This is a genomic window from Rhodococcus sp. AC861 (genome assembly GCF_979256035.1).
Map to the genome: position 1 here is coordinate 330,525 of NZ_CEEDMW010000002.1, position 14,666 is coordinate 345,190.

The 14,666-nt window shown below is 66.8% G+C and carries 13 protein-coding genes; 5 read left to right on the plus strand and 8 right to left on the minus strand.

The genetic code is table 11. The annotated features are described in order from the left end of the window. Positions 1 to 119 precede the first annotated feature (119 nt). Entirely contained in the window at positions 120 to 2,183 is a 2,064-nt protein-coding gene (locus AC0IX4_RS06945) for a prolyl oligopeptidase family serine peptidase (RefSeq protein ID WP_471828501.1), read from the plus strand. On the opposite strand, the gene ppk2 is transcribed toward AC0IX4_RS06945, so the two are convergent. Then, a complete protein-coding gene (ppk2, locus tag AC0IX4_RS06950) occupies positions 2,180 to 3,055 on the minus strand; it encodes a polyphosphate kinase 2 (protein WP_471828801.1) in 876 nt (291 codons plus the stop codon). The genes AC0IX4_RS06945 and ppk2 overlap by 4 nt on opposite strands. 156 nt (positions 3,056 to 3,211) lie before the next feature. Here ppk2 and AC0IX4_RS06955 point away from each other — a divergent pair, with 156 nt between their 5' ends. Further along, on the plus strand, positions 3,212 to 3,424 hold the full coding sequence (locus tag AC0IX4_RS06955) for a PspC domain-containing protein (protein ID WP_042574957.1): 213 nt from the start codon (positions 3,212 to 3,214) through the stop codon (positions 3,422 to 3,424). Between the two features lie 24 nt (positions 3,425 to 3,448). Here AC0IX4_RS06955 and AC0IX4_RS06960 read toward each other — a convergent pair whose 3' ends face one another. Continuing rightward, positions 3,449 to 4,888: a glucose-6-phosphate dehydrogenase gene (locus AC0IX4_RS06960; protein WP_471828502.1), complete on the minus strand. Its 1,440-nt coding sequence runs from the start codon at positions 4,886 to 4,888 to the stop codon at positions 3,449 to 3,451. 78 nt (positions 4,889 to 4,966) lie between these two features. On the opposite strand from AC0IX4_RS06960, the gene AC0IX4_RS06965 reads away from it, so the two are divergent. Next, positions 4,967 to 5,569: a hypothetical protein gene (locus AC0IX4_RS06965; protein WP_471828503.1), complete on the plus strand. Its 603-nt coding sequence runs from the start codon at positions 4,967 to 4,969 to the stop codon at positions 5,567 to 5,569. Positions 5,570 to 5,575: 6 nt separating this feature from the next. On the opposite strand, the gene AC0IX4_RS06970 is transcribed toward AC0IX4_RS06965, so the two are convergent. Both AC0IX4_RS06970 and AC0IX4_RS06975 read right to left on the minus strand, forming a co-directional pair. After that, entirely contained in the window at positions 5,576 to 6,271 is a 696-nt protein-coding gene (locus AC0IX4_RS06970) for a hypothetical protein (protein WP_471828504.1), read from the minus strand. 108 nt (positions 6,272 to 6,379) lie between these two features. Then, the gene (locus AC0IX4_RS06975; protein WP_471828506.1) at positions 6,380 to 6,685 is read right to left on the minus strand and encodes a hypothetical protein; all 306 of its coding nucleotides are present in this window, start codon (positions 6,683 to 6,685) and stop codon (positions 6,380 to 6,382) included. Positions 6,686 to 6,852: 167 nt separating this feature from the next. On the opposite strand from AC0IX4_RS06975, the gene htpG reads away from it, so the two are divergent. Beyond that, positions 6,853 to 8,745 carry a molecular chaperone HtpG gene (gene htpG, locus AC0IX4_RS06980; RefSeq protein ID WP_442970513.1) on the plus strand — a complete coding sequence of 631 codons (1,893 nt, stop codon included), beginning with the start codon at positions 6,853 to 6,855 and terminating at the stop codon, positions 8,743 to 8,745. A 68-nt stretch (positions 8,746 to 8,813) separates the two neighbouring features. Further along, positions 8,814 to 10,142 (plus strand): flavin monoamine oxidase family protein, encoded by a 1,329-nt coding sequence (locus tag AC0IX4_RS06985; RefSeq protein ID WP_471828507.1) that lies wholly within the window; start codon positions 8,814 to 8,816, stop codon positions 10,140 to 10,142. On the opposite strand, the gene AC0IX4_RS06990 is transcribed toward AC0IX4_RS06985, so the two are convergent. The 4 genes from AC0IX4_RS06990 to AC0IX4_RS07005 are packed head-to-tail and all read right to left on the minus strand — an operon-like array spanning position 10,129 to position 14,652. Continuing rightward, positions 10,129 to 11,457: a glutamate-1-semialdehyde 2,1-aminomutase gene (locus AC0IX4_RS06990; protein ID WP_471828508.1), complete on the minus strand. Its 1,329-nt coding sequence runs from the start codon at positions 11,455 to 11,457 to the stop codon at positions 10,129 to 10,131. The genes AC0IX4_RS06985 and AC0IX4_RS06990 overlap by 14 nt on opposite strands. After that, positions 11,454 to 12,692: a lipopolysaccharide biosynthesis protein gene (locus tag AC0IX4_RS06995; RefSeq protein ID WP_471828509.1), complete on the minus strand. Its 1,239-nt coding sequence runs from the start codon at positions 12,690 to 12,692 to the stop codon at positions 11,454 to 11,456. Before AC0IX4_RS06995 ends, AC0IX4_RS06990 begins: the two co-directional genes overlap by 4 nt. Continuing rightward, positions 12,692 to 13,525 carry a glycosyltransferase gene (locus AC0IX4_RS07000; protein WP_471828510.1) on the minus strand — a complete coding sequence of 278 codons (834 nt, stop codon included), beginning with the start codon at positions 13,523 to 13,525 and terminating at the stop codon, positions 12,692 to 12,694. Before AC0IX4_RS07000 ends, AC0IX4_RS06995 begins: the two co-directional genes overlap by 1 nt. After that, a complete protein-coding gene (locus AC0IX4_RS07005) occupies positions 13,522 to 14,652 on the minus strand; it encodes a class I SAM-dependent methyltransferase (protein ID WP_471828511.1) in 1,131 nt (376 codons plus the stop codon). Before AC0IX4_RS07005 ends, AC0IX4_RS07000 begins: the two co-directional genes overlap by 4 nt. Positions 14,653 to 14,666 lie beyond the last annotated feature (14 nt).

Here is a 14,666-nt window from a genome sequence, read left to right on the forward strand (position 1 = left end):
CGTTTCATTCCTTACGGCGTGATACTACCCCATAAACATACCTTTATCTTGTTTCGGTCTCACCAATACGCCTTCGCGCCCGTAGCCTGCGACGACAGACCCACGAGGGCAGCGGCAGAATGGCGTGGGTGACCGACACGTACGAATGGCTCGAAGATGTGACCGCCGATGCTGCGCTGACGCGAGTGCGCGCCCGCAACGAGAGCACGATGGCAGAGTTCGCCTCGGACGAGGAGTTCCGTGCGCTCGAGAGTCGCATCCGCGACATCCTCGATACCGATTCGCGCATCCCGTACGCCCGCAAGCGCGGCGACTTCCTCTACAACTTCTGGAAGGACGCGGCGCACCCCCGCGGGCTGTGGCGCCGCACCACGATCGAGCAGTACCGCCTGGACGACCCCGAGTGGGACGTCCTGGTCGATCTGGATGCACTCGCGAGTGCGGAGGACGAGAACTGGGTCTGGAAGAGCGCACAGGTACTCCGGCCGTCGTTCGACCGTGCACTGGTCTCGCTGTCCCGCGGCGGCGCCGATGCGTCCGTCGTCCGCGAATTCTCTCTGTCGACGCGGTCCTTCGTGGCCCCGGAGAGCGGCGGCTTCCATGTACCGGAAGCCAAGACCGACATCGACTGGATCGACGCCGACACCGTCTTCGTCGGCACCGACCTCGGACCCGGCTCGCTGACCGACTCCGGCTATCCGCGTCGCGCCCACCGGTGGCAGCGCGGAACGCCGCTCGACGAGGCGCCCGTGGTGTTCGAGGGTGAACAGACCGACGTCGCCGTGTCCGCCTCGCACGACTCGACGCGGGGTTACGAGCGCAGCCTGGTTCAGCGGGCCACCGACTTCTTCAATGCGGTCACGTCGATCCTGAACGACGACGGATCGACCACCGTCATCGACGTCCCCACCGACGCGTCCGTCTCCGTCCACGAGGAATGGCTCACCGTCCGCTTGACGACGCCGTGGGTCGTCGACGGAACCGAGTACGCCGCCGGGTCGCTGCTGGCCGCGAAGCTCGACGAATTCCTCTCGGGGACGCGCGATCTCACGGTCGTCTTCGCACCTGACGCCCGGACATCTCTGCACCAGTACGCCTGGACGGAGAACTACCTGCTGTTGGTGGTGCTCGAGGACGTCCGTTCGAGTGTGCGTGTGGTCACGCTCGGCGACACCGTCACGTCCGACCGCCTGAGCGGCCTTCCCGACGCCGTGGACATCACGATCATCGGCACCGACCCGGAGTTCGGCGGGGATGAATACTTCCTCGACGCCAGCGGCTATCTGACACCGTCCACCCTTCTGGTGGGGACGGTGGGTCGCGAACCTGTCGCGCTCAAGTCGGCGCCCGCGTTCTTCGACACGACGGATCTCGTTGTGGAGCAGTACTTCGCGACATCCCTCGACGGCACCCGGGTGCCGTACTTCGTCGTCCGGGGCGCCGGAACCGGAGGCGAGCCGGCACCTGCCGGTCCGACTCTGCTCTACGGCTATGGCGGTTTCGAGGTGTCCCTGACCCCCGCCTACAGCGGCGTCGTGGGAGCGGCGTGGTTGTCCCGAGGGGGCACCTACGTCGTCGCCAACATCCGCGGCGGCGGCGAGTACGGACCGTCGTGGCACACGCAGGTCCTGAAGTCGGGTCGACACAAGGTGCACGAGGACTTCGCCGCTGTCGCACAGGATCTGGTGGAACGCGGCATCACTACACCCGACCGGCTCGGCGCTCAGGGCGGCAGCAACGGCGGTCTCCTCATGGGCATCATGCTGACGAAGTACCCGGAACTGTTCGGCGCCATCGTGTGCCAGGTTCCCCTGCTGGACATGAAGCGGTATCACCGACTGCTCGCCGGGGCGTCGTGGATGGCGGAGTACGGCGACCCGGACGACCCCGAGGAATGGGCCTTCATCTCCGACTACAGTCCGTATCAGAACGTGTCACCGCCGGCGATGCACGGCGGCGCCTATCCCCCGATCCTCATCACGACGTCCACCAGGGACGACCGTGTGCATCCCGGTCACGCCAGGAAAATGGACGCGCTGCTCGAGGAGTACGGCTACGACGTGTCCTACTACGAGAATATCGAGGGTGGCCACGGCGGGGCTGCCGACAATGCCCAGGCAGCGTTCAAATCCGCTCTGGCGTATACATTTCTGTGGCGCACCATCGGAGGCGGTGACTCCTAGTCGGTGTCGGGCTCCGCGAGTCCGACGATCGACGGGTCGGGACGACCGACCACCTCGTGGTCCTTGTTGGCGTAGTCGAACTTGTCCAGGACGAACCGCATGGCCTCGAGGCGGGCACGCTTCTTGTCGTTACTCTTGACCGTGGTCCACGGCGCGTGATCGGTGTGGGTGAAGCGGATCATGTCTTCCTTGGCCCTGGTGTACGCATCCCACTTGTCCAGCGACGCCAGGTCCATCGGAGAGAGCTTCCATTGGCGGACCGGGTCCACCTGCCGGATGGCGAACCGGGTGCGTTGCTCGAGCTGCGACACCGAGAACCAGAACTTGGTCAGCTGCACTCCGTCGTCGACCAGCATCTGCTCGAACAGCGGTGCCTGAGCGAGGAACCGCCCGTACTGCTCGTCGCTGCAGAACCCCATCACGCGCTCCACCCCGGCGCGGTTGTACCAGGAACGGTCGAACAGAACCAGCTCACCAGCGGCCGGCAGATGAGTGACGTAGCGCTGGAAGTACCACTCCGTCGATTCGCGCGGTGACGGCTTCTCGAGTGCGACGACACGAGCACCGCGAGGATTGAGGTGCTCCATGAACCGCTTGATGGTGCCACCCTTGCCGGCAGCGTCCCGACCCTCGAAGACGATGACGTGGCGGCCACCGGTCTCCTTGATCCACATCTGCAGTTTGAGCAACTCGATCTGCAGGAGACGCTTGGTCCCTTCGTATTCCGGCCGGGACAGCCTCTCGGAATACGGGTACGCCTGACGCCAGGTGTCCACGGGATCGCCGTGCGGGGTGATCAGCACGGGGTCGTCGTCATCGTCGTCACGCACGGAGAACGCCGAGGTGTCGGCGAGGTCGACCATCCGGGACATCAGTTCGTCATCGAGAGCGGTCACGACAGAGCACGGTACGAGCCGTCGGGAACGGGACGGTGTTGCGAAGATGAACAGCCGGTGCGGCGAACATCAGGGTGCTTCTGGGGGTGATCCCCGATGGTACGGCGCCCTCGTATGGCGCACAGTCGAGTCATGACAACGAATCATGTACCCGCAGAACCCACTACACAGCTACTCCGTAGCAGGGACGACAAGTGGATCGCCGGCGTGTGCGGTGGTGTCGCGGACTACACCGGGTGGGACCCGAGCCTCGTTCGGGCCCTCACCGTGGTGGGCGCCCTCGTCTCCTTCGGCACCGTCGTCCTGCTCTACCTCGCGATGGTCATGCTCGTACCCAGAGCATGACCATCGCGGTGGGAGGCCCGCAGCCTACTTGTCCGCGGTGACCAACCACCCGCACGGCGAGGCCAACTCGTCGGCCTCCTCGGGGCCCATGGATCCCGGTTCGTACGAGATGACGGCGGGGGGATCGGACAGCAACGGTGCCGCGACATCCCACACGTGCGCCAGACCGTCGGGACGGGTGAACAGCGATCGGTCACCTTCCAGCACGTCCAGGATGAGGCGGGAGTACGGCGACAACGGTTCCGTGTCGGACACCGTCGACAGGTCGAGGGACATGCGCCCGATCCCGAGGTCCTCGCCCGGACCGGGCTCCTTCACGGTCATGGCGATGTCGACTCGGCCGTCACCCTTCAGATCGAACGTCAGCACTGCGCCGTCGGCAGGAAGGTGTTTGACCGGGCCTTCCGGTCGACGGAAAACCAGCGACACACGCTGAGTGCTGGTGCCGAGCATCTTGCCCGTCCGCAGGACGAACGGAACGTCGCGCCACCGGTCGGTGTCCACCCACATCCGCGCGGCGACGAACGTGTCGGTCGTCGACGAGTCGTCGATTCCCTCGACATCGGTGTATCCGCGGTACTGGCCCAACACGACCTCGGAGGTGTCCAGCGGGCGGAATGCCGCGATCACCGATTCCCGAGCAGTCTGCAGGTCGTCGGCTCCGAGACTCAGCGGAGGCTCCATGGCCACCTCGGCCGCCACCTGGAACAGGTGCGTCACCAGCATGTCCAGGACCGCACCCGTCGCGTCGTAGAACTCGGCACGGTCGTCGATGTCGAGAGTCTCGGGAACGTCGATCTGCACCTGCTCCACGTGTTCGCGGTTCCAGATGCCCTCGATCATCCCGTTCGCGAATCGCAGGATGTGCAGGTTCTGAGTGTTCTCCTTCCCGAGGAAGTGGTCGATCCGGTAGACCTGCTTCTCGTCGACGAATTTGTGCACCGCTTCGTCGAGCTTCTCGAAGTTCTCCTGCGACGTGCCGAAGGGCTTCTCGTACACCACTCGTGCGCCCTCGGTCAGATCGTGCGCGCCGAGTGCCTTCGTGTAGTCGATGAACGTCGACGGCGGCAGGGCGATGTAGTGCACCAACTGCGGATCGCCACCGAGCTCGTCCTTGACGTCCCCGAGGACGGTCAGCATGTCCCCCGGGTCGTCGGCGGTGAAACCGTTGCCGGCGAATCTGACCCGAGAGGCGAACGAGGACCACACCTTCTCGTCCACGGTGTTGACGCCTTCCGACGGGCCGAACTCGTCGAGAGCCGCGCGGATGTGCTCGCGGAACTCGTCGTCGGTCTTGCTCCCGCGACCGTTGCCCACCAACGCCCATTCGTCGGGCAACAATCCCTCCTGCGCCAGTTCGTAGAACGCAGGGAGCACCATGCGCTTGGCCAGGTCTCCGGTCGCCCCGAAGAGTACGAAGATGGTCGGCGCCCCGCCGGATTCGGATGTTGCTGTGTCAGCCATACCCCCATGATGCCCAGTCGGGGGCTCGCCCGAACCTCGATCGCCTCACAGAGCCGCGTCGACGCTACTGTCGGGCCGGTGACTCGATCGGTTTTCGACGGCGACATCTCCGGACTCGGCACCTCCACCGGCACCAGGATCGTCGTCGGCCACTGGACGTCGTCGCCGCTGGGCGAGTTCACCGACGTCATGGTCGAGTTCGCCGACGGCGAGCGTCTGCTCCTCGCCCCGTCCGACGCGGTCCGCGAGTTCGTCACCGCGACCTACCGGTTCGACACGACGACAATCACGGACGTCTCGTATCACCGCCGAGGTGACAGCGTCAGCGTGTCGGCCGGCGATCTCGAGGTGTCGTTCCGGATCGGCAGCCCGACACTGCTTGGTCGACTGCTGTCCGTCGCACCGACCGCCGTGGTCACCTCACCCTGGTTCTGCACGATCAGCGACCCGATCGCCCGCATCGCCCTACGCGGCGTACGGACCAAGGGCACCGCGGGCGGCGGGCGTCGCGAGTACTACGGGGCCCGCGGGCAGCACCACATCACCGCCACGACCGCGTCGTGGAAGGGCGACGACCTGGGCCCGTTGAGCGACGTCGATCCACCGGTGCGTTTCGGGTTCGGGTCCACACCGAGGACGCCGTCGACCACTCTGATCCGCACCACGATCGACGAGCGATGACCGACGTCATCGCAGGGTGATGTTCTTCTCTCGTGAGAGGAAGAAGGCGTTCGAGCCGACACGGGCGCAGGCGACCCCGTCTTCGCGGGAGACGCAGAAGCTCTGTCCCGTGTTGATCACCTCGCCGTACTGCAGGGTGCGGATGTTCTCCGAACCGGTGAAATAGCCCTGATTCGAGCAGTAGTGGATCGGCCCGGTGCTCTCCACACGGACGGCGTACTTGCTGGTCGGACCGTTCGAGCAGACTTCGCCCTCATCGGGAGCGACACTGGACACGGCCTGGCATCCCAGGAATCCCACCGACGTACCGTTCGGGAAGAGTCCGCACGAGACATTTCCCGACGGTGTCCGGAAGTAGTACCCCTCACCGGCCCCGCCGCTGTCGCGGAACAGTTCGGGGTCCACCGACACCTCCTGCGACCCCGGACGCGGGAGTGGGTCTGCCGACTCTCCCGACTGTGCCGACGACACGGTGGACGGCGACTGTTCCTCGGTGCCGGGCTGATCCGAGGCGGCGTCCGAGGGCGCTTCGGTCGGGACCGTGACCGGCGTTGCGGTCGGCGACACGACCGATGTCGGTGCGGGCGCCGGAACCGCCGTCGCGGACCTCGTCTCGTCCGGAGCGGAACAGGCTCCCAGCACCGCGGCGCCGGCGATCATGGCGGCCGCGATGGCGGCCCGTGTGCTCGTCGAGAGTGGCATGTCGACTCCTGTCCGGAGCCGGCCCGTCGCCGCCCCCTCTGACATACCTATCGGTCTCTTTACGACGACAGTTACCTTCGCTCAGGTCACGATCAGGACACGAGTCGGCTAACTGCCGTCGAGGGGAGCGATGCCGACCCGAAGTTGGTAGGGAGTGAGCGAAAACCCGCTCTGCGGCCCGAACGACCGCACACAGTCCACGAGGATCGTCGCGCCGGCTTCCCTTTCCGCTGCCGCGGCGATCTGACACGGCGTCGGCACGAATATTCCGCTCGGGGCGTTCTCGTAGTACAGCGGCCCGATGTACGTCGGCGCAGCCGATGCGGCACCCGCCCCTGCCAGCACCGATCCCGCCGTGACCGCTCCGGCGGCGAGCACCCCACCGATCGTTCGTCGCACTCCGATTCGCACCATGACATGCACCTTCCGATGAGAGAGTCCCGGCCTTCGCGAACCGTACCGCGTGGATTGTTACGGGGGAAGAGGCGTGCGGAACCGCATGCACGGTTGCCGTAAAATACGAGGGTCCACCAGGCACTTGTTTCGATCAGGGGAGTCACGTGACCGCGCACGTCGAAGAAATGCAGTTCCAGGCCGAGACCCGGCAGCTGTTGGATCTGATGATCCACTCGGTCTACTCCAACAAGGACTCGTTCCTCCGCGAGTTGGTGTCCAACTCGTCCGACGCATTGGACAAGCTGCGCCTCGAGTCGTTCCAGAACAAGGATCTCGGCGCCGATACCACCGATCTCCACATCGACCTCGAGATCGACAAGGAGAACCGCACCCTCACGGTGCGCGACAACGGCATCGGCATGTCCCGCGACGAGGTCGTCGATCTGATCGGCACGCTGGCCAAGTCCGGAACGGCCGAGGTCCGAGCGAAGCTCAAGGAAGCCAAGGACGCCGCGGCATCGGAAGAACTGATCGGCCAGTTCGGTATCGGCTTCTACTCCACCTTCATGGTGGCCGACAAGGTCACCCTCGTCACCCGCCGCGCCGGTGAGGAGACCGCCACGCGCTGGGAGTCCAGCGGCGAGGGCACGTACACGATCGAGGAGGTTCCCGACGCGCCCCAGGGCAGTGCCGTGACGCTGCACCTCAAGCCGGCCGACGACGAGGACCACCTGTACGACTACACCTCGGAACACAAGATCCGAGAGCTGGTCAAGCGCTACTCCGACTTCATCGCATGGCCCATCCGTATGCAGGTCGAGAAGACCACCGGCGAGGGCGACGACGCCACCACGGTGCTCGAGGACGAGACCGTCAATTCGATGAAGGCGCTCTGGACGCGGTCGAAGGACGACGTCTCCGAGGAGGAGTACACCGAGTTCTACCGCCACGTCAGCCATGCATGGGACGAGCCGCTCGAGGTCATCCCCATGAAGGCCGAGGGCACCTTCGAATACCAAGCGCTGCTGTTCATTCCGTCGCGCGCGCCGTTCGATCTGTTCATGCGCGAATCGAAGATCGGTATCCAGCTGTACGTCAAGCGCGTCTTCATCATGGACGACTGCGAGGAACTCGTGCCCGAGTACCTGCGCTTCGTCAAGGGTGTCGTCGACGCAGCCGATCTGTCGCTCAACGTCTCTCGTGAAATCCTGCAGCAGGACCGGCAGATCCGCGCGATCCGTCGCCGCCTGACCAAGAAGGTGCTGAGCACCGTCAAGGACCTGCAGGCGAACGAACCGGAGAAGTACAGCACGTTCTGGGGTGAATTCGGCCGTGCCCTCAAGGAAGGGCTGCTGTCCGACCACGACAACCAGGAGACCATCCTCGGGCTGTCGTCCTTCGCGACGACGCAGAGCGACGAGAAGCCGACCACGTTGGCGGAGTACGTCTCTCGCATGAAGGACGGTCAGGACGCGATCTACTACATGACCGGCGAGTCGCGTCAGCAGGTGGAGAACTCCCCGCACATGGAGGCGTTCACCGCCAAGGGTCTCGAGGTGCTGATTCTCACCGACGCCGTCGACGAGATGTGGACGGGTTCCGTCCCCGAGTTCGACGGGAAGCCGTTCCGCTCCATCGCCAAGGGCGCCGTGGACCTGGGCGACGACGAGGCCGAATCCGAGGAGAAGGACGCGCAGAAGGCTCGGTTCGCCGACCTCACCACCTGGATGGCCGAGACGCTGTCCGACGACGTCAAGGAGGTCCGCCTGTCGTCACGCCTGACCACATCACCCGCGTGCATCGTCGGTGACGACTTCTCGCTGAGCCCCCAGCTCGAGAAGATGTACCGGGCGTCCGGTCAGCCCGTGCCGAAGACCAAGCGCATCCTGGAACTCAATCCGGATCATGCCCTGGTCACGGCTCTGGAGACGGCCCATGCCGAGCACAAGGACGACATGGCTCTCGCCGAGACCGCGAAGCTCCTCTACGGCACCGCATTGCTCGCCGAGGGCGGCGAACTCGAGGATCCGGCGTCGTTCGCAAAGCTGTTGGCGGAGCGCCTGACCCGCACGATGTGAGCAGGCAGGCCGGAGGCCGTTCTTGATTAGGTCGGCCCGACATGGGGCCCGCCCGTAGGGTGGGCCCCATGTCGGGGGACGTGATCGTTGTCGGGGCGGGACTCAGCGGGCTTGTCGCTGCACTGGAGCTGGAGCGAGCGGGTCGGTCCGTCACGGTGCTCGACGCTGCCGATCGCATCGGCGGGAAGGTGCTCACCCGAGATGTCGACGGGCACCACGTCGACTACGGCGCTCACTGGGTCGGCGGGGATCAGACGGCTGTCCTGGACCTGGCCGACGAGCTCGGCGTCGCCACAGCACCCGAACCGCGTCGTCGACGTGGTGCCGACGAACTCTTCGCTGCCGCTGGACGCGTCCTCCGATATCACGGGCAGGTGCCACCGATACCGGCACGGGAGTGGCTGCCGGTGGGACTCGGAATCGCCGGACTGGACGTGGCAGTGCGACGCAGCCGCAGTACCCCGCTCCCCGTACTCGACGCCTGGCGTCCCGGCGAGCACGACATGTCGAACGTGATCGGCGATCGGTTGTTCCGGTCCGCGTACGGGCGCGACATCCTCACCTGCTTCTATCGCCTGATTTTCGGAGCCGACCCCGACGAGGTCCCGGCCCGCGCCGCGCTCGAGTACCTGCGGGCGGCCGGCAGCCTGCGCGCGATCGCGGAAGTACGTGACGGTGCGCAGGAGCGGTACTTCGTGGACGGCGCCGGGGCCCTCGTCGCCGCTGTGGCGCAGCAACTCTCGTCGGAGCCTCGTCTACGGCGACCGGTCACCGCCGTCCGCGCCGATGGATCGGGAGTCGACGTCGTCACCGAGGACGGAACTCTACGAGCGGCCGCCGTGGTGATCGCGGTACCTCTGCCGCGTGCTGCGGACATCGACGGCGCACTCCCTGCCGGTGCCGGTGACCGGATGCGGAACTCACGCATGGGCGAGTACGCGAAGACCATCGTCGTCTACGACAGACCGTGGTGGCGCGAGGACGGTCTCACTGGAACCGTCCTCGACGTCGACGGACCCGTGCAGATGGTCGTCGACGGTAACCCCGGCGCGGACTCCCCCGGTGTCCTCGTCGCCTTCAGCGGTGGGCGAGCGGCGTCGGACCTGTTCTCCCGCAGTGACCGTCGTGAGGTCGTCGTCGTAGAGCTGGTCCGCCTGTTCGGCGCGCATGCGGCGTCCCCACGCCTGGTCGACGACATCACCTGGTCGGAGCAACCGTGGCTGGGCGGCGCACCCACCGCCATCCCCCCGTACGGCGGAATCTTCGAGCCCGCCGACCTGACCACCGGCCGAGTGCACTGGGCGGGAACGGATCTGGCGGACCGCTGGCCGGGCTACCTCGACGGAGCCGTGCGGTCCGGTCGGCGAGCGGCACGGGAGATCATTAGCGCACCGTGAGATCCGGCAGTCGACGCGGAGCCGCACGGCGACGCACCGCGGGTGCGACCGGCCGACCCCGGAGCAGCCCCTCCGTAGTACCCGCCTCGATGGCCTTGCGATAGACCAGGACGGCGGCACGCACCGCGTCCACCGTGTGATCGACATCGGCATCGGTATGTGCCGCGGACACGACGAAGGACTGGCCGAGAACACCCCGCGTCAGCAGTTCCTGAAGGAACAGAGTCCGGTACTCCTGCGAGGGAGCACCGTGCGCATCCGCCGTGGCGAACACCAGGCAGCTGGGCCGCCCCAGCACCCGAAGATACTGCTCGACACCGGCATCGGCCGCAACCTCGGTCACCGCGTCGCGCAAGCGCGTGCCGGCGCGCTCCATGGCGGCGACCGGGTCCTCCTCCTCGTAGGCCCGCACCACGGCACGGAACGCGGCGAGTCCGGTGGTCTCGGGTCCGTGTGTCGTCGACAGCAGGAAGACGCGATCGGAATCCGTCCGCAGGCCGCCCAATTCCATCAGGTCACGCGTGCCCGCGAGGGCGGACACCGGGATTCCGTTGCCCATCGCCTTGCCCCAGCACGACAGATCGGGGGTCACCCCGTACACACCCTGAGCACCGGCGGACGACCAGCGGAACCCGGTGATCATCTCGTCGAACACCAGGATGGTTCCGTACCGATCACAGAGTGCACGAACATCTTCGAGATATCCCGGGGCCGGCTCCGCAAGCGCGCCGGCGGCTTCCATGACCACGCACGCGATGTCGTGTCCGGCCAGCACACGGCCCAGGGCCGACGCGTCGTTGTACGGGAACCGATGTACCGGGCTGTCGGGAATGCCCGCGTTCATCTCCGTCGTTCCGATGAACCAGTCGTCGACCGAGAAGAACGGCTGCGCGCACACGGCGATGTCGGTGCGCCCGGTCGCCGCGCGCGCCAATCGCACCGCGGCGGTCGTGGCGTCGGAGCCGTTCTTCGCGAACTTCACCATCTCTGCGGTGGGGACCGTGCGGAGGAAGTCCTCCGCCGCGAGCACCTCGAGCTCGGTCGGCCGCGAGAAGTTCGTTCCTCGGGCGACCGCTGACGCCACGGCATCGACCACCGGACGGTAGCCGTGCCCCAGAGTCACCGAGCGCAGGCCGCTCCCGTACTCGACGTACTCGTTGTCGTCGACGTCCCACACACGGGCGCCCACGCCGTGCGTGAGAATCGGCGTGAGGTGTTCCGGATACTGATCGGGACCACGTGCGTAGGTATGGCTTCCGCCGGGCACCAGTCGGTGCAGGCGGGCCTGGAGTTCCGAAGATCTCTCGTGTGTCATCGGGTGGCCTCTCGATGGTCGGCGCGGAAGGGCACCGTGTCCTGTCGCGGAGCACTGCGCAGTGTGGTGACGACGAACCAGAGCGCCACTGCCCACTCGGACACCAGGACACCCACGACCATCGTCACGACCGATCCGGTGACGGAGGTGACCAGCAGCGCCGACACGGCGAGGGTGACGCCGATGATCGCGCCGCTGAGCACGGTCGACGTCCGTCCCTGCGCGGGCAGCACCGCGGTGGTGATGTACGACGTGAGCGTCGTGGCGGGCAGGATCCACGCCAGGATGCGCAACAGTGCTGTCGCATCGTCGAACTCGGTGCCGTAGACGATGCGGATCACCACCGGCGCCGACAGCGTCAGTCCCGCTGCGGCGACGACGGCCAGGGCGAGGCATCCGAGTGCGCCCTGCACCGTCCGCGCACGGAAGGCCTGACCGTCCCGGATGCGCGCCATCCTGGGGAGCAGCGCGAACCCGATCGGATCGAGTACCGATTGGCCCGCCCGCACGAGCCGGTCGGCCGCCGAGAAGAGCCCGAGCGACGCGGCGTCGAGCACCGTCGAATACGCAGCCGCACCGCCCTGCCCGTATCCCGTCAGCAGGAGCCGCGACGCGAGGACGGGCGCCGCAGTTCTCACGGTGTCCCCGAGCCGCAGGGTGGGAACGATCGGACCGAAGTGCCGGTCCGCGTCCATCCACGTGGCGACGACGGTGATGATCGACGACCCCCCGAGACACGCCAGGGCGACCTCCGGGGACGGGAAATGCGGAAGAAGGGTCACCAGGGCGACGAGGTAGGCGATACGCCCCGCGGCCTGGTACGCGGTCGACGCCCCGAAGCGTCCACGACCGATCAGGAGCCAGTCCTCGGACAGAGACCAGATGCCGCCGGCTACCGCGCCGACCAGGAAGGCCCGAGCCGCCCCGTCCGCGCCCACCACCGACCCGATCAGCAATGCCGCGACCAGTACGGAGAACAGCAACCCTCGCACGACGGCGTAGGCGCCGCGCACCCGCGTGATGTCGGCATCGTCGACCCGTGCCGCGAAGTACTGCGTCGCACCGAGATCCACGAGTACGGATCCCAGGAAGTAGGCCGACATTCCCACGGCGACCAGACCTACGCCTTCCGTGCCGAGCAGTCGGGCGGTCAGCGGGAGGGTGACGAGCGTGACGAGGAACTGCCCGTAGGTACCGAAACCCACGAGCAGGACATCACGGAGAAGTCGCACCATCAGCGCCGCAGGACTCGGTCGACGACGCTGCCCGCACGCGAGCGCAGCCGCGTGAGGACCGCACCCAGTATGCGACCGTCTCCCACCAGAACGTCCGACGTGGACACCAGCGCCGGAATCTCGCGGGCCAGGCGGTGGTGCATCCGCACGGACTCGCTGAGCTTGCTGTAACTGGAGGTCCGGCTGCAGAGGTTGAACGACGAATCACGCCACGCGGCGTCGATGGTGGGCACCCCGTGGAAGTCTCCGTGCGCGCCCATCCGCGCGAAGAGGTCGACGTCCATCGGGAACACCAGGTCTCCACGGAACCCCCCGACGCGGTCGAAGAGGTCGCGTCGGAATGTCGTGGCCGCGGTCGGACCGAATTCGGCAGGGCCACGGCGGACGATGACGCCCGCCAACTCCTGTCCCCCGCGACGACCGAGGAGACCGGGGAGGCCGAGGCCCGTTTCCTTCACCTCACCCTGCTCGTCGATGACCTCGAACTTCGAGGACACCACGGCGACGTCCGCATCGTCCAACACGGCGCGCTGCCCGGCCAAGGCGCCCGGACGCAGCACGTCGTCGGCGCAGACGACCTTCACCAGTCGCCCGGACGAGGCGCGCACCGCGGCATTCCAGTTGTCACCGATCGCGAGCACCCGATCGTTGGACACGACCGTGACACGGTCGTCCCGGAACGATCGCGCGATATCGCCCGTGCCGTCCGTGCTGGCGTTGTCGAGTACCAGCACCTCCATGTCCTCGTCCTGGTCCAGGACCGAGCTCATGGTGGTCTCGAGCGTGCGTGCGGCTTCGTAGGCCGGAATACACACCGAGAGAGGGATCGTCATGTGCGGCTTCCTTCCGTGACCGAGATCAGATCGACGATGTGCAGATCCGGATGCGCCGCGGCCACCTCGGGCACGAGATCCGGGACGGTCACCAGCACGCGATCGGGCCGATGGGCGTACATCCAGTCCGGCCCCACGATGGGAACGTCGGTGCCCGGCATTCGCCTGCCCCACTTGGCAGGTGATGCATCCACCACGGCGCCGATCATCGAGGCGTCGACCCCCGCCAACACGAACAGCGCGACGGCGCGCGACGCCGCGCCGTAGGCGGCGATAGCCGTTCCTGTCAGGACCGAGTCGGCGAGCACCGCACGCAGAGCGGCTACATCGGCGCTCATCGCGGACCCCAGCGCGGACACGAGCGCAGGGTCCGTGATGCCTGCCGCCGCCTCGCTCTCGCGCACGCATCGTGCTGCCTCGAGGTCGGCCGCCGGTGCGTCCGGTCCGTTCCCGCCCGCGCGACGTGCGGACACCAACAACGTGCCGCCGTACAGATCGGACTCCCAGCACCCGAGCGACGTCAGGCCTGCCGACTGCAGAGCGGATTCGAGCGCAGTGAACGACCAGTAGGCGAAGTGACCGTGCCGCAGCGCATTCCACTGGCGTTCTCGCACGATGGTGGCGAACGAGTGGATCTGCAGGACGAGCACCCCGCGATCGCCGAGCAGCTCCCGTCGCTCGATCAATGCCGCCGCCTGGTCCGGCTCGTGCATCAGGCCGAACCCGTCGACGACCAGATCCGCAGGCCCGGATCCGACGTGTGCCGGCGCGGCATCGGAGATACCCCTGCCGACCACGTCGGGAATCCACGAACCGCCGTGGGGACTGCCGTATTCGCGCACCACCGCGCCGTCGGGCAACCACCCGCGCTGCACGATCTGATCCATCGCGTGAGAAGCGGCTCGTTTCAACGCTTCCGGCTCGACTCCGCGCGGCTCGTCCGCACGCGTGTCGTCGTGCAGGAGCTGCGCGAGACCACATGCCGTGCACAGACCCATGGCGAGAGAGTGCCGCTCGTCGTTCCCGGGCGGCGATCCCACCGACGGGAACGTGTCGGCGGCAGGCACACGGCCGAGATCCAGCACGGTGGTGACGTCGACGGACGAGCAGGCCCTGCAGGGATTCATGCAATTCTCCGCGT